General features: G+C 39.2%; 17 protein-coding genes and 1 pseudogene. 11 read left to right on the forward strand and 7 right to left on the reverse strand.

Features of this window, described 5'->3' with window-relative positions:
- Nucleotides 1-78: 78 nt before the first annotated feature.
- Together AVFI_RS14100 and AVFI_RS14105 are read right to left on the reverse strand one after the other, a co-directional pair.
- The gene (locus AVFI_RS14100) at nt 79-615 is read right to left on the reverse strand and encodes a GNAT family N-acetyltransferase (RefSeq protein WP_012535339.1); all 537 of its coding nucleotides are present in this window, start codon (nt 613-615) and stop codon (nt 79-81) included.
- Between the two features lie 75 nt (nt 616-690).
- Nucleotides 691-1518 carry an SAM-dependent methyltransferase gene (locus tag AVFI_RS14105; RefSeq protein ID WP_252653962.1) on the reverse strand — a complete coding sequence of 276 codons (828 nt, stop codon included), beginning with the start codon at nt 1516-1518 and terminating at the stop codon, nt 691-693.
- 13 nt (nt 1519-1531) lie between these two features.
- Between AVFI_RS14105 and AVFI_RS14110 the strand changes: the two genes are divergently transcribed.
- A protein-coding gene (locus AVFI_RS14110; RefSeq protein WP_408580437.1) for an IS3 family transposase occupies nt 1532-2760 on the forward strand; the annotation gives its coding sequence in 2 pieces (ribosomal slippage) (nt 1532-1895 and nt 1895-2760; 1230 coding nt in all).
- A gap of 51 nt (nt 2761-2811) precedes the next feature.
- Here the strand turns inward: AVFI_RS14110 and AVFI_RS14115 are convergent.
- From AVFI_RS14115 to AVFI_RS14130, 4 genes are all read right to left on the reverse strand, one after another.
- The gene (locus AVFI_RS14115; protein WP_005421882.1) at nt 2812-3747 is read right to left on the reverse strand and encodes a LysR family transcriptional regulator; all 936 of its coding nucleotides are present in this window, start codon (nt 3745-3747) and stop codon (nt 2812-2814) included.
- Nucleotides 3748-3824: 77 nt separating this feature from the next.
- Nucleotides 3825-4499: an NAD-dependent epimerase/dehydratase family protein gene (locus AVFI_RS14120; RefSeq protein WP_054776213.1), complete on the reverse strand. Its 675-nt coding sequence runs from the start codon at nt 4497-4499 to the stop codon at nt 3825-3827.
- A gap of 93 nt (nt 4500-4592) precedes the next feature.
- On the reverse strand, nt 4593-5210 hold the full coding sequence (locus tag AVFI_RS14125; protein WP_054776212.1) for a response regulator transcription factor: 618 nt from the start codon (nt 5208-5210) through the stop codon (nt 4593-4595).
- A gap of 8 nt (nt 5211-5218) precedes the next feature.
- Nucleotides 5219-6916 carry a sensor histidine kinase gene (locus tag AVFI_RS14130; protein WP_188863897.1) on the reverse strand — a complete coding sequence of 566 codons (1698 nt, stop codon included), beginning with the start codon at nt 6914-6916 and terminating at the stop codon, nt 5219-5221.
- Nucleotides 6917-7328: 412 nt separating this feature from the next.
- On the opposite strand from AVFI_RS14130, the gene AVFI_RS14135 reads away from it, so the two are divergent.
- From AVFI_RS14135 to AVFI_RS14170, 8 genes and pseudogenes are all read left to right on the forward strand, one after another.
- On the forward strand, nt 7329-8312 hold the full coding sequence (locus AVFI_RS14135) for a sulfurtransferase (protein ID WP_188863898.1): 984 nt from the start codon (nt 7329-7331) through the stop codon (nt 8310-8312).
- Between the two features lie 29 nt (nt 8313-8341).
- A pseudogene (locus tag AVFI_RS14140) lies at nt 8342-10130 on the forward strand (FAD-dependent oxidoreductase).
- Nucleotides 10127-10900, forward strand: coding sequence for a (Fe-S)-binding protein (locus tag AVFI_RS14145; protein WP_017019888.1), 774 nt, complete (start codon nt 10127-10129; stop codon nt 10898-10900). Before AVFI_RS14140 ends, AVFI_RS14145 begins: the two are co-directional and overlap by 4 nt.
- Nucleotides 10901-10915: 15 nt before the next feature.
- The gene (locus AVFI_RS14150) at nt 10916-11593 is read left to right on the forward strand and encodes a TVP38/TMEM64 family protein (protein ID WP_188863899.1); all 678 of its coding nucleotides are present in this window, start codon (nt 10916-10918) and stop codon (nt 11591-11593) included.
- A gap of 240 nt (nt 11594-11833) precedes the next feature.
- Nucleotides 11834-12979 (forward strand): ABC transporter substrate-binding protein, encoded by a 1146-nt coding sequence (locus tag AVFI_RS14155; RefSeq protein WP_054776211.1) that lies wholly within the window; start codon nt 11834-11836, stop codon nt 12977-12979.
- A gap of 17 nt (nt 12980-12996) precedes the next feature.
- Nucleotides 12997-14658 carry an ABC transporter permease gene (locus AVFI_RS14160; protein WP_017019890.1) on the forward strand — a complete coding sequence of 554 codons (1662 nt, stop codon included), beginning with the start codon at nt 12997-12999 and terminating at the stop codon, nt 14656-14658.
- A 13-nt stretch (nt 14659-14671) separates the two neighbouring features.
- The gene (locus AVFI_RS14165; protein ID WP_054776210.1) at nt 14672-15319 is read left to right on the forward strand and encodes an ATP-binding cassette domain-containing protein; all 648 of its coding nucleotides are present in this window, start codon (nt 14672-14674) and stop codon (nt 15317-15319) included.
- Nucleotides 15312-15920, forward strand: a complete 609-nt coding sequence (locus AVFI_RS14170; RefSeq protein WP_065640945.1) for a CDP-alcohol phosphatidyltransferase family protein — start codon at nt 15312-15314, stop codon at nt 15918-15920. Before AVFI_RS14165 ends, AVFI_RS14170 begins: the two co-directional genes overlap by 8 nt.
- A 78-nt stretch (nt 15921-15998) precedes the next feature.
- Here AVFI_RS14170 and AVFI_RS14175 read toward each other — a convergent pair whose 3' ends face one another.
- Nucleotides 15999-17369 (reverse strand): NCS2 family permease, encoded by a 1371-nt coding sequence (locus AVFI_RS14175; protein ID WP_065640946.1) that lies wholly within the window; start codon nt 17367-17369, stop codon nt 15999-16001.
- 476 nt (nt 17370-17845) lie between these two features.
- On the opposite strand from AVFI_RS14175, the gene AVFI_RS14180 reads away from it, so the two are divergent.
- The gene (locus AVFI_RS14180) at nt 17846-19402 is read left to right on the forward strand and encodes a methyl-accepting chemotaxis protein (RefSeq protein WP_054776208.1); all 1557 of its coding nucleotides are present in this window, start codon (nt 17846-17848) and stop codon (nt 19400-19402) included.
- 160 nt (nt 19403-19562) lie between these two features.
- Nucleotides 19563-21410 carry a M3 family metallopeptidase gene (locus tag AVFI_RS14185; RefSeq protein WP_188863900.1) on the forward strand — a complete coding sequence of 616 codons (1848 nt, stop codon included), beginning with the start codon at nt 19563-19565 and terminating at the stop codon, nt 21408-21410.
- Nucleotides 21411-21449 lie beyond the last annotated feature (39 nt).

The raw sequence follows: 21449 nt of genomic DNA on the forward strand, positions 1-21449 counted from the left end.
GCAAAAAGGGATAATTGTACTTACTACAAAGTACGATTATCCCTTTTTATCGAATGCTAAAGAAGCAATGAGTAACGGTTACCAGAGTCGCAAATTATTAAGAGCAGCAACACACTTTGAACGCCCTGGAATATAAGTTAATGCTTCATCATTTAAAGATTGAGCTAACCAGCTATACAAATAACTCAATGGAATTGGAGACTTAAATTGCTCTTCGCTTATGACCTCAAAACCAACCCTTTCATAAAACTTTGGCTCACCATAAGTAAATACCAACTCAACACCTTCTTGTTTCAAAACCTCAAGAGCATGATTAATAAGCGCCTGACCAACCCCTTTTTTTTGATATTCAGCATCAATAACAACAGGGCAAAGCAAAAATGCCGTTGTATCTATTTCAAATGTTAAGCGTGTGAAAAAGATACTTCCGACAATTTTGTCGTTATCTTTCGCAACAAAAATAAACATATCATCAGGATCTGTTGTTGCAAAAAGATCTTTGATTAATGCACCAATCAGTGTGCCTTCATCAACCCCTTCTGATTTTGAAAAAGTGCGAGTAACAAGATCCGTAATTTCTTGAGTTTGTTCAACATGATATTGAGAGTAATCCATTCCACAACCTTATATGTTTTATCATCTTTCAAAGCATAATCGGTAAATTGATAAACAGGTCAGTAATTTTTGTTCTTAACGAGACCTTAGTATAAAAATCTCATAATCGAACTCATTTTTTCGCTGTTTAAATGCGGTTATTTCATTCTTAAAATCAATTAATACAGGAGAATCTATTAACGTATCTTTTAATGTATCTAATCGCTTAATTAAAGGGTGATAATACGCTTCCCATGCTGCATCACTAAGAGAGAAATGCTCAATAACCTCATAACCCGCTTGTTGTGCATGCTTAATTCGATCTGAAACTGACACCATATCTGGATATTCTTTTTTCCAGAAAGACAAGGCACTCTCACTTGGTTTATCCGTACTCCAAACTAAATCGCTTACCACAAGAACACCATCTTCACTTAATAATGGTTTCCATGCTTTTAAGGCATTTTTCACTCCCATTATATAAGCGCTACCTTCAGACCAAATAAGATCAAAACTCTTTGTATCAAACGGCATTTTAGCCATATCGGCACATACCGTTGTGATCTTCTCTTCTAAACCATTTTGTTGCATTTTTTCCATTAAATGCTTGAGTGCAAACTCTTCGTTATCAACCGCGGTAATCATTGCATCGGTATGTCGAGCAAAAAGCTCAGTAGCAATACCTTGCCCACAACCAATCTCAAGTAGCGTCGTTGGTTTATTAGGTAGTTTCTGTAATGCTTTTAATGTGTCACTTTCAGAACCTGGCCCCCATCTTTCTAACTCTTTAAAAATTAAATCAAAATCTTGCATGTAGCGTTCATGTTCGTTCATATCTTTAGATAACCATTTCAGTCTCATTGCTTGTTTTTCATCGAAGCCTTGTTTCATTAACCTGTCTCGTCCTGAAATGTGTTTACACATTTAGGACTTTTATATGACAAATCAAGAAAAAACAAAGAATAAGCGAACTCAACGCGATTATTCATTAGGCTTTAAATTGCAGCTTGTTGCCGCTATAGAAAAAGGCGATATGACCTATAAGCAAGCTCAAAACATTTATGGCATTCAAGGTCGATCTACCGTACTTACTTGGTTAAGAAAACACGGTAAGATGGACTGGTCTCAATCACCTAAGATTATTATGCCTAAATCCCCGAAAGCGAAAGAATCGCCTGCACAAAAAATTAAACGTTTAGAGCGAGAGCTTGATGATGAAAGAATGCGTAATTTATTACTTAATGAAGTAGTGAATATCATGGACGCAGAACATGGTGCAGGCCTTAGAAAAAAGTATATTGCCAAGGAGCAAGAAGTCTTCAAAAGCAGAAAATGATCAGCTTAGAGCGAGCTAGTCAGCTACTTGGCATTACAAGACAATGTATATACCAACAAGAACGTAGAGCTCTGAAACGTGCCGTTGAACTTTCACCGGTTAAAAATATGGTGCAAGAAATTCGTCGATATATGCCTCGTATTGGAGGTAAAAAATTATATTTTTTACTTAAGCCCAAATTCATCACTCATGGCATAAAGTTAGGCAGAGATAACTTTTTTTCCTATTTAAGAAATGAGTGCTTATTAGTAAAACCTAAACGAAGTTATACAAAAACTACCTATAGTAAGCATTGGATGAAAAAACATCCTAATTTACTTAAAGAAGTAACACCTCAAGCATCTGAAGAGGTTTTTGTTAGTGATATCACTTACGTTCAATCACAAAAAGGTATTCATTATTTATCTTTAGTAACAGATGCTTATAGTCGAAAGATAATGGGATATGAATTAAGTGATGAAATGAAAGCTACTGATGTAGTCAAAGCTCTTGATATGGCGATAGATAGCCGTCAATATCAAAGGAGTACGATTCATCATTCAGACCGAGGATTACAGTATTGTTCAAAGGTTTATCAGGAAAAATTGAATAAAAATGATATTAAGCCATCAATGACGGATGGTTATGATTGCTATCAAAATGCATTAGCAGAGCGAATAAATGGGATACTTAAACAAGAGTTTCTTTTGTATGACTGTAAAGATTTAGAGGAGTTAAGGCATTTAGTTGAAGAATCTATTTTTATTTATAATGAAATGCGGCCACATTTAAGCTTGGGAATGAGTACACCAAATCAAGTACACAAAAAAGCCAAGTGCGTACGCACTTAGCTTTCAATTAAAAATCGTCAACGTATTTTAGGACGAGACAAATAATGGGGGTTATTTGACCAAATATTCCTTGGACACTTTATCAATAATTAACTCTCTGAACCAACGATGTGAATGATCAAATTCAAAGTGTTTATGCCACATTAATACATAACAACCCGGCTCCATTGAGATTGGTGCTGGTAATTTTTTTAATGGTGAACCTTTAAGCATATTGTCTATGTACTTTGAAGGAGCACACAAAATCAAATCACTGTTCTCACATAACTCCATCGCTGAATGGAAATCCGTTAAATTCACTGCGATATCTCTTTTTAAATGCTGCAAGTTTAAGATATCGTCCAAAAGCCATTGCTCAATCCCACCAAAAACCACTTGTAAGTGACGGTATTTTAAGAAGGTTTCGAGTCCCCATTCTTCATCAAATAGAGGATGGTCTTCACGAACTAAACACACTGAGTGGTCTCTCGCTAACTCAATATAATTCAACTCTGAAGGTATATTGTTCACGTGCCATTTTGAACGAGTGTCCCACTCCCAGCAACTGATCGCTAAATCAATCTCACAACGTAGAAGCTGATCTAAGCTATCACGTCGCCATGTTTTCGCATGAACATTAACTTGTGGCGCTTGCTTTAACAACGCTGGCATAAAATGAGGGTAAGTCAGAGAATACGCAGGCTCTACCATATGGATATCAAACGTTCGATTACTCTTCTCTGGCTCAAAATTATTTGGTCGTGTAAATAACTCAAGCTGTTGCAATACTTGGCGCAGTTCAGGGGCTAATTGCTTCGCTCTTGGTGTTGCTCGTAATCCATAAGGCGTACGTTCAAACAGTGGGTCATCAAACACTTCACGCAACTTTGCTAATTGCTTACTCACTGCTGACTGACTTAAATGTAGTCTTGATGCTGCTGAGGTAACACTTTGCTCTTCTAACAGGACCTCAAGCGTATTCAATAAATTATAATCAAACTGCAACACAACCCCTCACTCAATAAATACATATTATTATTCTTGATTAGTATCATGACTACGTATTTTGCATTGTAAAATTTACGTCATGTTTTTCGTTCAAACATCGCTTTTGAAGTATAACGATGAACACCAGATACCTGATGAATACTTAACGCTAAATCAAGCATACATTGAGCAACTATTTCACCTTCTATCGGCTTATAATTTAATAAAAAGCCTTTCATTATTGGATTAATGGCACTCATGATCCCTTGCAATAATACTTCATCTTTTCGGGTTTCACTTCGATCACCAGACAATGGTCCAGGTTGCATAAAAGTCACACTAGAGAATCCTAACAGCGATACGCTGTCTTCCATCTCTCCTTTGCACTTTAAATAATGCGAAAAAGCAGAAGACGATGCGCCAATGCAAGAGACAACATAAATATGCTTAACCCCAACCTCTCGCATTGATTGAGCAACAGAAATAACAAGATCCGTATCTATCGCTTTTAATGCAGCTTTACTGCCTGCTTTTTTGATGGTTGTACCTAAAGCAATAAAACCAATTTCAGGAGCACTTTCTTCTATCTGCTGCTTATCTATAGATAAATCATCGCTCACCATTTGAACTAGTTTTGAACTCGTTTCATCAAGTGGTCGACGAGATAAACTATAAACTCGATCAACGGATTCATTTTTTAATGAGAAATTCAATAAATGGTGGCCTATCAATCCTGTCGAACCTGCGATTATGATCGATGCTGAATCAAACATAATTTACTCCTGAGTATTTGCACTTATCATTATAATTTTAGCTTAATTACATAAACGGAAACAAAAATTGGTTATTCATTGTTATTGGTTTAGCTAATTACTGATGCTATTTCCATAACGCATGATCAAATCCACCACACTATTTACGCCCAGTTTTTTCATTAGATTAGAACGATGGACCTCAATGGTGCGTAAAGAAACACACATTGAATCAGCCATTTGTTGATTCTTCATTCCTTGAACAATCAACTTTAGTACTTCTTGCTCTCTGGCTGTTAACGTAAAATAAGCTCGATGTACATCTTGGCTTTTATAACGTTTTTCTGATGCCGTTAATCCATTCTGAATAGCAGTAAATAGCACTTCACCATCCACTGGTTTTTGAAAAAAATCCACAGCTCCAGCCTTTAGTGCATCCACCGCCATGGGTATATCACCATGTCCAGTAAGGAAAATAACACTTAAAGGGCTACTTTGCTGATTCAGTAATTCATGTACGTCTTGGCCTCTTAAATCAGGCATTCGACTGTCTAAAATCGCACAACCAGGAGCCGACACATCGACAGAATCTAAAAACGCTCGACCACTATTAAATTCAGACACAGAAAAGCCGTAGCCTTCAAGCATGAAAACCAATGATTCTCGTACTGAGTGTTCGTCATCAACCACATACACTTTTGGAACACTTAAATCGGTATATCCTTTATCCATTTCCTTTTTTATCCCTTTTGATAAGGCAAAATCACTTCAACACAGCAACCTCTTGGTTTAACTGAGCTGTATTTCATCATTCCATCATGGTTTTCAATCACATCTCGACAAATCGCTAAACCCAATCCCAAACCGTCTTTTTTAGTGGTATAAAATGCTTGTTCTAACGGCGTTGTTTCGTCTTCAATACCAATTCCGTTATCTATGATCATAATACGCACTTGATCAGGCAAATAAATTAACTCAATTCTCACAACAAGAGGGTCTGTTATTTTACCCATTTTAATGCAAGCGTCTTTAGCGTTATTTAACAGATTGAGCAGTAATTGCTGCAACCCAGTATAATCTGCGGACACCATATTAGGCTCACCATTACTGTTAATCTCTATCGTTATATTACTTCTGTGAAAATCAGGTTCAATCAAGCGATAAGTGTCATTTACTAGGGTTCCTAACCAAAAACGTCGCTTCTCTATCGGTTTTTTATGGATAAGATCTCTTAAACGCTGAATGATATCACTGGCAACCGTCACTTGTTGTTGGATCTTTTCCATAACAGGCAGGAGATCTTCAGACTTATTACCTTTTTCAATACGTAGCTTTACCCCTTGGCTATAGTTTTTGATCGCCGACAATGGCTGATTGATCTCATGCGCCAAACTGCTCCCTAATTCCCCCACAATCAAAATTCGTTGTGCATGTTCAAGCATGGTGCTTTTTTCTCGCAAATCTTCTAGTGTTTTACGTAACACCTTTTTACTGCGTTTAAAACGCAACTCAAGCAGCACATGGTAAATGTTTAGACCAAATAAGCCTGCAATCAACATTAACGCTAAATAGGGATTACGATGTAGCCAATCTTCCATTTGCTGTGTCCATGGCTTCTGCAATGGGTGCATATCAAAATGTTGATATACCTTATCTACATTTAAACTGCTTTCAGGAAGCGTCCAACCTACGTTGTTTGCCGATTCGGCGGCAAAGGCATTAGCAGGCATAGCCAACAAGGCTTGCGTGACTTTCTTACCAATTTCATTAGAAGCACGATCCGTCTTTGCAAACGTCCAATTTGGGTACAATGGTGTACTGACTGCACAGGTGAATCCATCGTGCTCTTGCTGACCTAAGACACGAAAATCAGAACGATCAATAAATCCTTCTTCGACCATTTCTTCCAGTGTACAAGCCGGGGCTATCGCGACATCTAACTCTCCATTCTCTACCGAACGGATCAGATTGTCCGTTGGTGGGCCAGTGAATTGAATACGATCAAAAAAAGACGAATTAAAATAACCCAATTTATCCATCTCAAAATGAAAAGCGATAAAACCACCGAAAGCTTTTTCTGATACGGCAGCTATTTTGGCGTGCTCTATATCTTGTAAAGAATGATATGGCGAATCTGCCCTAACAATCACAGAAGAGGCAATGGCTTTACTAAAAGGAAGTTCATGCCCTTTCTTCTGAGTCGCTAGCCAGTTAATAGGCAACCGTCTTGCAAATGTGGTGGCTTGCCCTGGACTGGTTAATAAGAAATCCAATTCGCCATTTTGAAATGCACTTTCTAACCCATCAAAGTTATAGGAGTGCAATACAAACTTACTGTTTGGGATTTGTGATTCCAGCCACCTCATCGTTGGTTCCCACGCAATATTACAGTGGTAGTGCCCTCTTAATGCCAAAACACCAACATCATATTGCTTCATTTTTACTGAATTTGCGTAGCAAATCGTAGGGCAAATAAGCAGGACAAATAAACAACAACATAGAAGAAATGAAAGTCGTTTTTGGTAATAGTTATCAGTCAATGAAAAGGGCCTTATACATCACATTTAGGAATGCAGTTATCATCGATTTTCACAATAATTTTATTGCTTTAGATCAAGTCCTTAGCATTATTGTGGTTTACCACAATAGTGACAATTTAATGAATAACTCAAAATCTCACTACTACCTTAGAGGTAAGTGGGATAACACCCTTTTGTGTCACTTCTAACACCAAATTAAAATAAAAAAGTTAGCGGCCACTTCCTCCAGTTTTAGGTTCAAAAATTCAATCTGTTTTGTTTATACCGATGAACAAAACATAAAAACTTTAAACTTACTGGAAAATACACAATGAAAAAATCAACAATTGCCATCGGCGTTTTAGCCGCTGCGGTCGCAATAGGGTACCCAACTTATAAATCCATGTTTTCTGCTCCCGCTTTTGAGATCAGTGAACAACACCTAACTGAAAAATTCTCTCACTACGCTCATCCAGAGCACTTTATCGCCGCTCAAGATCTAAAAGAGATGATGGATAACGGTGATAATGTTGTGGTTATTGGTGCATTAAATCCAATGAAACCTGACGCTCCTATCGAAGGTTCTTTTACCATGTGGCGTGATGGTTACTCGGCAAAAGAAGGCACTTATGAGTTCGATGGTATGAGTAACACAACCGAAGAGATGGAAAAAATTCTAAGCTCTTACGGTGCAACGCCTGAATCAACTATCGTTGTTTATGCAGCAACATCACACCACGATGCAGCTCGTCTATTTTGGCAAATTGAAGCACTAGGCCACAGCGATATTCGCTACCTAGATGGCGGCTTAAATGCTTGGGTTGGTGCTGATTTACCAACGGGCAATGCAAATCCATCGATTGCTCAAAGTGATTATCAAGCATCACAACCTGCACATAAACACACAGCTCTTGCTACGTTAGATATGGTGATTGAAGCTCAAAACAATGATGAGTGGGTAATCATTGATACGCGTGGTAACGACGAATTTAATGGCACAACAACAGTTGGTGGCGCATTTGGACCAGGAACGATTCCAAAGAGCGTACACATTAACTGGACTAAAGCGGTAAACGAAGACACCACACTGAAATCAGCAGAAGAATTACAAGCGCTATACGGCGACGTTATTAAAGGCAAAAAAGTCATTGCCTACTGTCAATCAGGTGTTCGCTCTGCACATACAACCATGATTCTACAAAACGTGCTTGGTGCAGAGGAAGTTTACAACTATGACGGCTCATGGATTGAGTACAGCCACGCTCACTATGAAGAAAAACAGCCGAACGTTACCGTTATCAACGGCCAAATCTAATTCAATCTTAAATTGGAATCATAATAAAAATGAGCAATGTAATTTTTAGTCAAAAACTCTACGATACCGCTCAAATGGTCGTAGATGGCTGCATGGGTGATGCCGACCCAGCATGTCAAACTGCATGTCCAATGCACACGGATGTGAAACAATATGTACGCTTAGCGGGTGAAGGTAACTACCAAGAAGCCTTAGATCTGATCCGCGGAAAACTTTTCTTACCTCAAACTCTTGGCCGTATTTGTGCTCATCCATGTGAAGCAGCGTGTCGTCGTAATACAGAGTATAACCAACCAATCAGTGTTGCAGGGATCAAACGCTTTGTTGCCGAAAAAATGGATAAACAAAGCAATTGGGATCTCACTGTTGCCAATGACAGCGGTAAAAAAATCGCTATCGTTGGCGCAGGTCCTGCTGGTGCACAAGCGGCAATTGAACTTCGCCGCAGTGGTCACCAAGTGACAATCTATGAAAAGCTGAATGTTTACGGTGGCATGATGCGTGTAGGTATTCCTGAATACCGTTTACCACGCGATGTTATCGATTTTGAATACGGTTATTTAGATATGCTGGGCATTGAAACGAAATTCGGTGTAGAGATAGGTAAAGACATCTCTTTCAATGAACTTCGTCTTTCTCATGACGCTATTGTTTTAGCTCACGGTGCTCATGTTGGTTCAATCATTCCGCTTCCAGGTCACAAAGCACAAGGTGTATTTTCTGCAGTTGAGTATCTAAAAGAAGTATCAGAAACTCGTGATTTCCCTCGTGCAGGTAAGCGAATCATGGTCATTGGCGGCGGCGACGTTGCAATGGACTGTGCTCGCTCATCATGGCGCATCGGTGCCGATGAAGTACACCAATGTTCATTAGAAGAAATGGCGAAACTTCCTGCAAGCCAAATTGAAATTGATGAATCTCTAGAAGAAGGCGTGTTATTTAATGCTGGCTGGGGACCGATTTCAATTGAAGAAACAGACGGAAAAGTAACTGGAATCGTACTTAAAAAAGTCATTTCTATTTTTGATGAAAATGGCAACTTTGCACCAAGTTACTCGGATGAAACCCGCACGATTGCTGTAGATACCGTTATTTTTGCCACAGGGCAAGTAGTCGCAGACATTACTGATGGTGCACTGGAACAAACTCGTGGCGGCCGTTACGTGGTTGATAAGCACACTTTAGCGTCTTCTGTTGACGGTGTTTACGTTGCTGGTGATGCCTGTGGCGGTAACATTGTTGTTGAGGCAATGGCACTCGGTCATAAAGCGGCACTTAGTATTGAACGTCAATTCGCTAAACGCCCTCTTACTGAGAATCGTGATTTTGAGAAAGAGTATAACTACCCTTCTCGCCTTGATATTCCACTTCCAAAAGGTACAACTGACACGCCTCGCCTACACGGTCAATTACGTGATGCAGAAGAACGTAAACAGGATTTCAAACAAGTGGATCTTGGTTTTTCTGAAGAACAAATCAAGCAAGAAGCGTCTCGCTGTCTGCAATGTACATGTAAGTTGTGCATGAATGAATGTGTGATGATGAATGACTTTGGCGATTGCCCTAAAACCTTATTTAGTGACTTCATCAATAACAAAGCCATGGACCCTCTATTGGCTTATTCATGTAATGCCTGTGACCAATGTACGATTGTTTGCCCTAAAGACTATCCAATGAAAGAGATGTTCCTAAGTGCTCGTGTGGATTTTGTTAATGCCAATGGCGGTAACTCCGGGACACAAAGCAATCAATATGCACCAGAAGCTTGGCTTCTCTAAATTCTTCACTATGGCTAAACGTACGGTGGCTTCAAAATGAGTAATAAAGTATTTATGCCAGGATGCAGTCTGCCATCCTACTCGCCAGAAGGCGTTGCGAGCATCGCAAAATATCTAAAAGAAGTGTATCCAGATATGGGGGCAGTACAAAAGTGTTGTGGTAAACCAACGTCGGCTATTGGTCAAACGGAGCTATTTAAAGAGCGTTACGGCCAACTGCAAGCGGATTTCAATAAGCTTGATGCACAAGAAGTGATTGTGGCTTGTCAAAGCTGCTATGCCGTCATTAAAAAATCGGGTGGTAATCAAAAACCGGTATCACTATGGAAATTGCTACCTCAAATCGGCCTTCCTGCTGAGTTAATTGGTAAAGCAAAAAACAGCGATGTGGTATTCACCATTCATGACTCTTGTTCTACACGTTATGAAAGTGAGCTTCAAGCAGGCATTCGTTGGATCTTAACTGAACTTGGTTACCAAATTGCAGAACCAGAATACACAAAAGAGAACACACGTTGTTGTGGCTTTGGTGGCATGGTGGTTCCTGCAAACCCTGATGTTGCTAGACGTGTTATTGAGCGTCGTGTTGAAGAGTTTAAAACGGGTCACGTTGTAGTGTATTGCTCTGCATGTCGTGCCTCTATGATGGGCGTAGGTACTAAAGCCTGGCATATCCTTGATTTAATGTTCGGTCCCGTGATCATGAATGGTGATGAACCACCAGTCAACGTATTAGCAAGTCCTGTGAAATCATGGTTCAACCGCTATAAATCAAAAGCTGGCTTAATCAAATGTATGTCTGTTGACTAATTAAAGGGATGTAAAATGAAATTCGTAAAAATTGCACTTATCATTGCGGTGATTGCAGTAGCATTATTTGCAGCAAAACAAACCGGTATTCTTGAGATCATTACCGATATCAAGAGTCTTCAAGAGTGGATCGCAGGCTTTGGTGCTTGGGGTTACATAGTATTTGTCGCAGCATTTGTGTTTGCTTGTGTATTTTTACTGCCAGGCAGTGCATTCACCATTGTAGCAGGCATCGTATTTGGTCCTATCAAAGGTGGCGTTTTAGCGCTATTTTCAGCGACATTAGGCGCAGTTGTAGCATTTATCGTTGCTCGTTTCTTACTTCGTAATACCATCATGAAAAAGTTTGGCGATAACCCAATCTTTAAGAAAATTGATGATGGCGTAGCAAAGAACGGTACAAGCTTCTTAATCTTAACTCGCTTAGTTCCTGTGTTCCCATTTAGCTTACAAAACTACGCTTATGGTTTAACGAGCTTAAACTTAGGTACTTACGCTTTAGTTTCTTTAATAACAATGGCACCGGGCGCATTCATCTTTGCTTACATGGCAGGTGATATTGCAACAAACGGCGTATCAGCAATGTTATTAGTTAAATTTGCAGTTGCTGGTCTGATCCTATTTGGTATGTCTCTTATTCCAAAATACATTGCGAAGAAAAAAGGCATCAATATGGAAGAGTTAGCAAAATAATAAAGCGATAACCTTAGAACATTGGTATCCAACGTATTGCTAAACGTTATTAAAAAGGATGGTAATTGTTTGAAACTATTATTAATACCAGAGGTATAATAGTTAAGAACATATTACTGTCCTTTTGTTGTTACTACCAATACAACAAAAAACTCTTACCGCTATCACACTTTTTATAATAAATAAGAGTAATAAACAGTACGCTTGCTATAACCAATAAAATACTCAACGGATGACTTTATGAATAAGCAACTTACCACCATCGGGATCATGGCTTCACTTTTTGCAACCTCCTCTTTTGCCACCGATTGGACACAAATTGAAAAAGAAGCTCAAGGACAAACGGTTTATTTTCATGCTTGGGGCGGTAGCCAAGAGATTAACCATTACCTTCAATGGGCAAATAAAGAACTGCAATCAAAATACCAAGTGACTTTAAAACACGTAAAAGTCAGTGATATATCTGAAACTATTCCACGCCTTATCGCTGAAAAAGCAGCGGATAAAAACACCAATGGCAGTGTTGATATGGTTTGGATTAACGGTGAAAACTTCAAATCCATGAAGGACAATCAATTATTGTTTGGTCCGTTTACTCAAGATTTACCAAGTTGGAAATACGTCGATAAAATGCTACCAGTCGATGTAGACTTTTCAGAGCCAACCGATGGTTTAGAAGCGCCTTGGGGAGTGGGTCAACTGGTATTTATTCATGACTCTGAGAACCTAACGAACCCACCACATTCATTTGCTGAAATGCTAAGTTATGCACAGAAAAAACCAAACAGCTTAAGTTACCCTCGCCCACCAGAGTTTCATGGGACGAGCGTCTTAAAATCTATGTTGATTGAGCTAACCGATAATAATCCTGCGCTGCAAAAACCCGTTTCTGAATCGGATTTTAATGCCGTAACCGCACCACTGTGGGATTACCTAGAAAAATTCCATAAAGTGGCCTGGCGTGGCGGTAAGCAGTTCCCTGCAGGTACATCAGAAACCATTCAACTACTTGATGATGGACAGCTTGATTTAGCCGTTACTTTCAATCCAAACGCTGTATATTCTGCACAAGCCAATGGTAACTTAGCTAATACGACTAAAGCTTATGCCATGGATTCTGGTGCACTATCTAACATTCACTTTTTAGCCATTCCATGGAATGCAAAAGCAAGTGCAGGTGCACAAGTTGCCATTAATTTCTTATTAAGCCCAGAGGCACAATCTCGTAAAGGGGATTTGAATGTCTGGGGTGATCCCTCTGTATTAAGTAGCAAATACCTAACGGGTAGCGCAAAGAATACACAACAATTTAAATCTGTTTCTGAACCGCACCCAAGTTGGCAAGCGGCTATCGAAAAAGAATGGTTAAAACGCTTCGGTAGTTAAGTTTAAGTAAAATTAGTATGTTACGAGCTCTATATCTTATTATTATTGCAGTCTGTATTCTGCCTACACTTCCCGGTTTACTGGGAGTTGCAGTGTCTGCTCTGGGCTATATTCCACCTCTTGGTATGCATCACTTCTCTTTGGATGGTTTTGCATTGGTCTTTTCTTGGGAGGGAGTATGGCGCTCAATCGGGCTCACAATATATTCAGCCATTGCAAGCAGCTACTTAGCGTGTTTGATCACCTTCGCTGTTTTACAAGCCACATGGGGAAGTAAATTTTGGCGAAAAGTGGAGTTATCACTATCGCCTTTATTAGCTACACCCCATGTCGCTTTTGCTATTGGTTTTGCTTTTTTGTTTGCACCAACAGGGATGGGAGTTCGCGCTCTTCATAGCCTATTTGGTTACGATGCTTCACCTCAAGACATTAATGATCTCGCGTTCTTAATCAAAGACCCTCATGCACTTGGTTTAATTGTGATGCTGGCATTAAAAGAAGTGCCGTTCTTACTGCTAATGAGCATCTCAATTCTTACTCAACTCAAAATTGATCAAATTGAGAAAGTCAGTGCCTCTTTGGGTTATAGCAAAGCACAAATGTGGTGGAAATGCGTGTTTCCACAATGGTTAACAAAATTGCGTTTCCCTATGCTTGCGGTTATTGCGTACAGTTTATCTGTTGTTGATGTCGCATTAATTATTGGGCCAACCAACCCACCGACTTTTGCGGTTTTAGTTTGGCAATGGTTTACCGAGCCTGACTTGAGTTTACTGCCTCGTGCAGCGGCTGGAGCTGTTGTACTTTTCGCTATTGCTTCTCTATTAATCGCTTTTGCTCGCTTGGTTGAATGGACGATAACAAAAGGCATTAGATGCTGGCAATATTCAGGCCGTAGCGGTATTTCTCTTCCTGGTAAATCACTTTTCTTACTCATCATTTCACTCACAGTGTTAATGGTGCCATTAATGCTTATCTGGAGTTTTGCACAACGTTGGCGCTTCCCAGATTTATTACCAAGTCGTTATAGTGAACGATTTTGGCAACTAGAATGGGACAGCATTTTAAGCACCATAAATCAGAGTCTTTCCATTGCTATCATTACCGCTTCTATTGCGCTAGTGCTTGCGGTGTTAGCTCATGAATACCGCATTAAATACAAATGGCAAGTTCCGGGCTATATCATTGCGATTCCAATGCTTATCCCTCAACTTTCTATATTATTTGGCTTGCAAGTGGTGACACTTTATCTAAGTAGCGATTCCTATTTCTTCTGGGTGTGTTGGGCACATGTTTTCTTTGCTTTCCCATTTGTTTACTTAGCTCTCGATGGTCCTTGGAAGAGTTTTGATACGGGTCTTACTCGTGTTGCTCTAAGCTTAGGAAAATCACCATTTCAAGCGTGGTGGAAGGTAAAAATGCCGATCTTACTTCCTGCTATTGTTTTTGCGTGGGCGGTTGGGATCAGCGTGAGTTTAGCGCAATACCTTCCGACATTAATGCTCGGCGCGGGTCGAATTAGCACGATTACAACTGAAGCGGTTGCGCTTTCAAGCGGTTTTGATCGTAGAGTGACTGCGATATACGCAATTTGGCAGGCTTTACTACCGTTATTTTTCTTTACCTTTGCGATTATGATCAGCCGTTTGCCGATGAAATGTCGCCGTCTTTCTATTTAAGGTTAATTACCAAATGTGTCTTTATCTCGAAAACCTCGCTATTCATAAAACTGGTGGTGAAGCTCTATTTACCTCTCTGAATATGAGAGTAAAAAAAGGAGAAATCCTAACCTTAATGGGGCCTAGTGGCTGTGGAAAATCAACTTTGCTAGATGTCATTGCTGGCCATCTGTCTGATGAATTTTCTTATTCTGGAAATCTAACTCTAGACAGTACTGATTTAACCAAGCTCCCTGCTCACAAACGTAATGTCGGGATCTTATTTCAAGACGACTTGTTATTTCCTCACCTCACCGTTTGGGAAAACTTAGCGTTTGCACTGCCTAATGCAATCAAAGGCAATGATCGTAAAACACAAGCAATGCAAGCATTAGAACATATCTCGCTAACCAAGCTTGCCAACTCTTTTCCTGCTCAGATTTCTGGTGGTCAACGAGCGCGCATCAGTTTAACTCGTATGCTACTTGCAAAACCCAAAGTGGCCCTTCTGGATGAACCATTTAGTAAATTAGATAAAGACCTTCGTATTCAATTTAGAGATTGGGTGGTTGAACAGCTAAAAGAAGCCAATATTCCGGCTTTAATGGTGACACACGATAAAGAAGATGTACCACAAGGAAGTCGAGTACTTACTTGGCCTTGGGAGGTAACTCATGCTTGATAGTTTCAGTATTAAAGTGATTCGCTGGCCTTTAGCGCAAAGTGCCAAGCTCATTAATAAACTGGGAATTACAGCCAACCAAACGACGCTATTTGGCTTTGTTTTAGGTTGCTTAGCTTTCCCTGCTCTTATTGCAGAGCAATATTTGTTGGCTCTAGTATTTATTGCTTTGAATCGCATTTGTGATGGATTAGATGGGGCATTAGCTCGAATACAAGGCATCACCGATGCGGGCGGCTTTCTTGATATCAGTTTAGATTTTCTGTTTTATTCTCTGATCCCTTTTGGATTTGTTCTTGCTAATCCTGATCAAAATGCCATTGCGGGTGCGTTTTTAATTTTCTCGTTTGTTGGGACAGGAAGCAGTTTTTTAGCTTTTGCCATCATGGCAAGTAAGCAAGGAATTGATAATCCAGTTTATAAACACAAATCCCTTTATTACATGAGCGGCTTAACCGAAGGAACAGAAACCATTGCATGTTTTATCGCATTTTGTCTGTTTCCAACCCATTTTGCCATTATCGCCTATGTTTTTGGTGCCGCTTGTTGGTTTACCACCTTTACTCGCATTTACTCTGGATTCCATACTCTAAAACCGTAAGTTTAATCAACTCCACGCATAAAAAAACGGATGGCCTATGCCATCCGTTTTTAATTTTGAACAATCGATTATGACAACTTAAATAGCCCAGCCGCCAACATAGAAAATAATCAATGCAATCGTGATAGAAACAATACCAACATTCAGTTTCTTAATCTCACCAGCAAAAACACGGCCAACAACAAGTGTAGTAAAGCCGATCATGATACCTGTTACGATGTTTGCAGAAAGAATAATGAATACCGCACACACAAGGCCAGATAACGCATCAACTGAATCTTCAAAATCCAGTTTAGATACATTACTTAGCATTAATAAACCAACGTACATAAGTGCAGGAGCCGTTGCATAGGTAGGTACTAAGTAGCTTACTGGCGATAAGAAAATCATAACTAAAAATAATACGCCAACCACAGTTGCTGTAAGGCCTGTTTTACCACCAGCAGCAGTACCTGCCGCCGATTCAATATAAACAGCAGCCGGTGCACCACCAACAAAACCAGCAACCATTGAGCTTGCAGAATCCGCTGTTAATGCCTTACCACCATCAATGATTTTACCGTCTTTATCTAATAAATTAGCTTGGCCTGCTAACGCTCGAATAGTACCTGTCGCATCAAACACTGCCGTCATAACTAAAGCAACCACAACAGGAAGAATCGCAGGTGTTAAAGCACCCATGATATCCATAGAACCGATCAATGAACTACCGTCAGCAGTTTCCAGACTCGGCAAAGCAAAGAACCCATTGTAAGTTACGCTTGGATCAAAAATTAAACCGATGATTGAGATAGCAACAATCACTAATAAAATGCCACCAGGAACACGTTTCTTTTCTAAACCAAAGATAGCCGCAAGACCAAGCACTGACATGATCACAGAAAACGAAGTAATGTCACCTAGCATAATAGGCAGACCCGCATGTGCATTTTTTACGATAAGTCCCGTGCCATCTGCTGCAATTAACAGTAAGAAAAGGCCGATACCAATACCAGTACCATGAGCAATACCTGATGGTAAGTTATTTAAAATCCACTGACGCACGCCTGTTACCGTAATAAGTGTAAACAAAGCACCCATAATAAATACAGCACCAAGGGCAACTGGAATACTTACACCTTGACCTAATACTAAACTGAATGCAGTAAACGCGGTTAGTGAGATAGCACAACCAATTGCCATTGGTAAGTTAACCCATAAACCCATTAATAGTGAACCAAATGCAGCAACTAAACAGGTAGCAACAAATACTGCACCAGTATCAAAGCCTGCCGCTCCTAACATGCTTGGTACAACAATAACCGAATAAACCATCGCTAAAAAAGTAGTTAAACCCGCGATCATTTCTGTTCGAACTGAACTACCACGTTGTGAAATCTTAAAAAATCCATCCAATTTCTTTTCAAAATTTGATGTTGTTTCAACTTGTTGAGCATTGTCCTGAGACATGGAACTATCCTTACTAAAGTGCGTTAAGTTGCAGTCATAATTTGCGCGCATTTTCACATAAACTGAGCGAAATATAAATAAGCAATCGTTACCGTAGTGAGAGTTCAAGAGGTTATAGTGAATAAAAGTCTAATGAGAAATGAAGTGATTTATTGATTTTTAAAAGAAAAATATCAACTAATACGTTCACATATTTTTTTAATAATTATTGATTTTTCCTTGTCAAAAATATGACCCACCAGATTCACCTAGCTTTTATTTAACAAAAAAATAAAACTCGCCTTAAATAAGACCACTAAAGCATCACATAACGGAAATGAATCAGATTTGATTTCACAACATAAATAATAAATAAGACAAGGTTATAGAAGGTATCAAGAAAAAACAGTCACAAAACCTCAATAAAAATACAGTATGGTGTAATATTTGCTTACATTTCACTGCTGAAATTTATCGAGACAACAAGAGACAAAGACATGAAAACAGATTCGTCTAATTATAAAGAAGTTCTATTTCCCAAAGAATATAACTTGCTATCAATTACCTCCCCATCAAGTCATATTACTTATGCAAGTAAAGAGTTTTGTGAAGTAGCTGGATTTACGTTAGATGAATTGAATTCACAACCCCATAACATCGTGCGTCATCCAGATATGCCGAGTGAGGCATTTAAAGATATGTGGTCTCACCTAAAAAACAAAAAATCATGGATGGGGCTAGTTAAAAATAAATGTAAAGACGGAAACTACTATTGGGTTGATGCTTTCGCCTCCCCGATTCTTCAAAATGGTGAAATAAAAGAGTATCAATCCGTTAGACTAAGTCCTTCTCGAGAGCATATTTCTAACGCTGAAAAAGTATATGCTTCATTAAAATCAGGTAAGAAACCATTAAAATTAACATTGCCAAGAACTCGTTTATGGCAACGCTTCGCTTTAACATTAATACCTAGTTTTATTGTTGCGGCGCTTATTTCATATCAATGGTCCCCTTTATTTGGCTTAAGTCTTTTGAGTACACTTTCGCTATTGAGTGTCTATTCTTTAACTCGTCGTTTAGAGCAATTATCAACTAAAGCAAAAGCGGTCTTTGATAATCCACTAATGGAGTTAATTTACACGAATCATGTGGATGATATTTCAGAAATAGAACTTGCGTTAAAAATGCGTCAATCTGAAATTAATGCCATTATTGGGCGCATTCAAGACTCTAACGAGCAGATTGAAACACTAGCTAAATCATCAACTTCTAACTGTCTAGATACCGTTAATAACCTGAACGAACAAACTCAAGAAACCAATCAAGTCGCTAATGCTATCCAAGAAATGTCAGCTTCCGTTAACGATATTGCGGCAAATGTTCTAAGTACAGCTCAAGCAACAGAAGAAGCATATCAAGTCACTTCAGAGGGAATGACAACGGTTACAGAAACTGTAAATTCAATCCAGATGCTTTCAACACAGCTCACCAATGCTTCCAATATTATTGCAACGCTTGAAGCACGCGGAAACGAAATTGGTTCAGTGTTAACTGTAATACAAGCGATTGCAGAACAAACAAATCTATTAGCGTTAAATGCCGCAATAGAAGCAGCACGAGCCGGAGAACAAGGCAGAGGGTTTGCTGTTGTTGCTGATGAAGTCAGAGCGTTAGCTCAACGAAGTCAAGATTCAGCAAAAGAAATTCAAGATATGATCAAACAGATACAACAAAGTACACAAGATGCCGTTGAAGCAATGGAACAAGGTAAATCACTATCTAGTGTATGCGTAGGTTCAGCAAATAAATCAGGCCATACGTTACAAGAATCCTTTGAGCAAGTGAGTGCTATTGCTGAAAAAAACACTCAAATATCCGTTGCAATTGAGCAAATTGTCAAAGTATCCGAAGACATGAATACAAACATTCAATCAATTAATAATGTCTGTGAACATACGCACAACATTGCAAATGAAACCATGAAAGAGTGCAATACGCTCTCAGAGACAATTGATTCTCAAGGATCTCTGGTCGCTCAATTCCGAAACGTATAAACATCCAATAAAGACAAAGCCCGATATGATTCATCTTAGGGCTTTCGTCTTTAAATCTGCGTCTTTTTAACTACAAATTGAGCTTTTTATTTATCCGACTTTCTCCTTACTTAATTTATGCCATAATCACAGTTCACAAGTCTGCATTAAAGGGAAGAAAATGACTGCTACCGCTTATCTTAATGACTTAAACCAACGTTATTTATCTATTCATCGCACCAAAGAAAACTTCTTTTGGGATACCTATATGGGGCTGAGTGATGATCATAACGGCTCAACAGAAGCTGAAACGGCTTGGACGCAATTCTTAAGTGACGCCACACAAATTCCAGCCATAAAGCAACAAATCAAACAAGCTGAATCCATTACAAATACAGAGGAAAAAGAGCAAACTCTGATTGGATTGCAAGGCTGGTTAGCCACATTTAAATCACATGCTATCGAGTCTGAAACCGCACAGAAGCTAAAATCAGAACTGATAAAATTTGAAGCGGGTTTGTTTGAGAAAAAACAAAACCATGCCATGACTTATGTGAATGAAGCGGGTGATACCATTGAAGGTTCTCTTCCTGTTCTTGCATCTGTTGTTCGTACCAGCTCTAATCAAGCGACACGTCACTCTGCTCACCAAGCCTTTCTCGATTTAGAACAATGGCTACTACAAAATGGTTTTATTGAACTGATCAAACTTCGTAACCAATTTGCTCGCTCTCAAGGATTTGAGACTTTCTTTGATTATTCAGTAACGAAAAAAGAGAAAATGAGCGCTGATGAGTTATTTACCATTTTGGATGACTTTGAAAAGCGTACCCATGAATGTCATCAACAAAGCTTAAACCAACTAGCTGCTGATAAAGGGAAAGACGCACTACTTGCACATAACTTCGTTTTCTCATTTGCTGGCGATGCTATGCGAGACTTAGATCCATATGTGCCTTTCTCTAAATCATTACGTCGTTGGGTTGAATCATTTGGCCGCTTGAATATTGAGTTTTCAGGCGCAGAATTAACATTGGATTTATTAGATCGTAAAGGTAAATATCCAAATGGATTCTGTCATGGTCCAATTCCTTCGTTCTACGATCAAAACCAATGGATTGCAGCAAAAGTTAACTTCACCAGTAACGCTAAGCCAGATCAAATTGGTAGTGGTTATGACGGTATGAATACCTTATTCCACGAAGGTGGTCATGCGGCTCACTTCTCAAATGTAAAAATGAACGCACCGTGTTTTTCTCAAGAGTTTGCTCCAACATCAATGGCATACGCTGAAACTCAATCGATGTTTTGTGACAGCTTATTAACCGATGCTGACTGGTTAAAACAATACGCATTAGATGATAATGGTACTCCTGTTCCTGATGAGATTATTAAGGCTATCATTGATTCCAAACAACCGTTTAAAGCATACCAAGAGCGCAGTATTTTGGTTGTACCTTACTTTGAGCGTGCGTTATATCGATTAAGTGACGAAGAACTCACGCCAGAAAACATCACTGCACTAGCTCGTGCTTCAGAGAAGAAAATCTTAGGGCTAGCGTGCAGCCCTCGTCCACTAATGGCAATACCACATTTAGTGTCAGATGAAGCGGCCTGTGCTTATCATGGTTACTTACTTGCACACATGGCGGTATATCAAACTCGCGCTTATTTCACTAAGAAATTTGGCTACTTAACTGATAACCCAGAGATCGGCCCATTGCTTACTAAGCATTATTGGAATGCTGGCAACAGTGTTAGTCACAATGATTCAATCATTGCATTAACAGGGGAAGGATTTAACGCGAAATACTTAGCTGATGAATGTAATTTATCGGCACAAGATGCATGGAAAGTAGAGCAAGATAAAATCGCAGAGTTAAACTCTCGAACCCAAGCAGACGTTGCACCTTTACATGCCAACATCACGATTATTGATGGACCTACAACATTAGCAAGCAATGCTGAGTCCAACCAAAAAATGTGTGATGATTTTGAAGCTTATATTAAAAAAACATACGGTAGATAACTATCGTAGTGTAAAAAAACCAGCCTCCATCGGCTAATG

The organism is Aliivibrio fischeri ATCC 7744 = JCM 18803 = DSM 507 (assembly GCF_023983475.1).
In the GTDB taxonomy this organism is placed as follows: Bacteria; Pseudomonadota; Gammaproteobacteria; order Enterobacterales; family Vibrionaceae; genus Aliivibrio; species Aliivibrio fischeri.

Coding starts and splice junctions, on each gene's coding strand:
- AVFI_RS14155 (WP_054776211.1), top strand. CDS start 11,834: ATGAATAAGCAACTTACCACCATCGGGATCATGGCTTCACTTTTTGCA.
- AVFI_RS14105 (WP_252653962.1), bottom strand. CDS start 1,518: ATGTGTAAACACATTTCAGGACGAGACAGGTTAATGAAACAAGGCTTC.
- AVFI_RS14150 (WP_188863899.1), top strand. CDS start 10,916: ATGAAATTCGTAAAAATTGCACTTATCATTGCGGTGATTGCAGTAGCA.
- AVFI_RS14125 (WP_054776212.1), bottom strand. CDS start 5,210: ATGGATAAAGGATATACCGATTTAAGTGTTCCAAAAGTGTATGTGGTT.
- AVFI_RS14160 (WP_017019890.1), top strand. CDS start 12,997: ATGTTACGAGCTCTATATCTTATTATTATTGCAGTCTGTATTCTGCCT.
- AVFI_RS14100 (WP_012535339.1), bottom strand. CDS start 615: ATGGATTACTCTCAATATCATGTTGAACAAACTCAAGAAATTACGGAT.
- AVFI_RS14120 (WP_054776213.1), bottom strand. CDS start 4,499: ATGTTTGATTCAGCATCGATCATAATCGCAGGTTCGACAGGATTGATA.
- AVFI_RS14145 (WP_017019888.1), top strand. CDS start 10,127: ATGAGTAATAAAGTATTTATGCCAGGATGCAGTCTGCCATCCTACTCG.
- AVFI_RS14185 (WP_188863900.1), top strand. CDS start 19,563: ATGACTGCTACCGCTTATCTTAATGACTTAAACCAACGTTATTTATCT.
- AVFI_RS14130 (WP_188863897.1), bottom strand. CDS start 6,916: ATGAAGCAATATGATGTTGGTGTTTTGGCATTAAGAGGGCACTACCAC.
- AVFI_RS14175 (WP_065640946.1), bottom strand. CDS start 17,369: ATGTCTCAGGACAATGCTCAACAAGTTGAAACAACATCAAATTTTGAA.
- AVFI_RS14135 (WP_188863898.1), top strand. CDS start 7,329: ATGAAAAAATCAACAATTGCCATCGGCGTTTTAGCCGCTGCGGTCGCA.
- AVFI_RS14170 (WP_065640945.1), top strand. CDS start 15,312: ATGCTTGATAGTTTCAGTATTAAAGTGATTCGCTGGCCTTTAGCGCAA.
- AVFI_RS14165 (WP_054776210.1), top strand. CDS start 14,672: ATGTGTCTTTATCTCGAAAACCTCGCTATTCATAAAACTGGTGGTGAA.
- AVFI_RS14180 (WP_054776208.1), top strand. CDS start 17,846: ATGAAAACAGATTCGTCTAATTATAAAGAAGTTCTATTTCCCAAAGAA.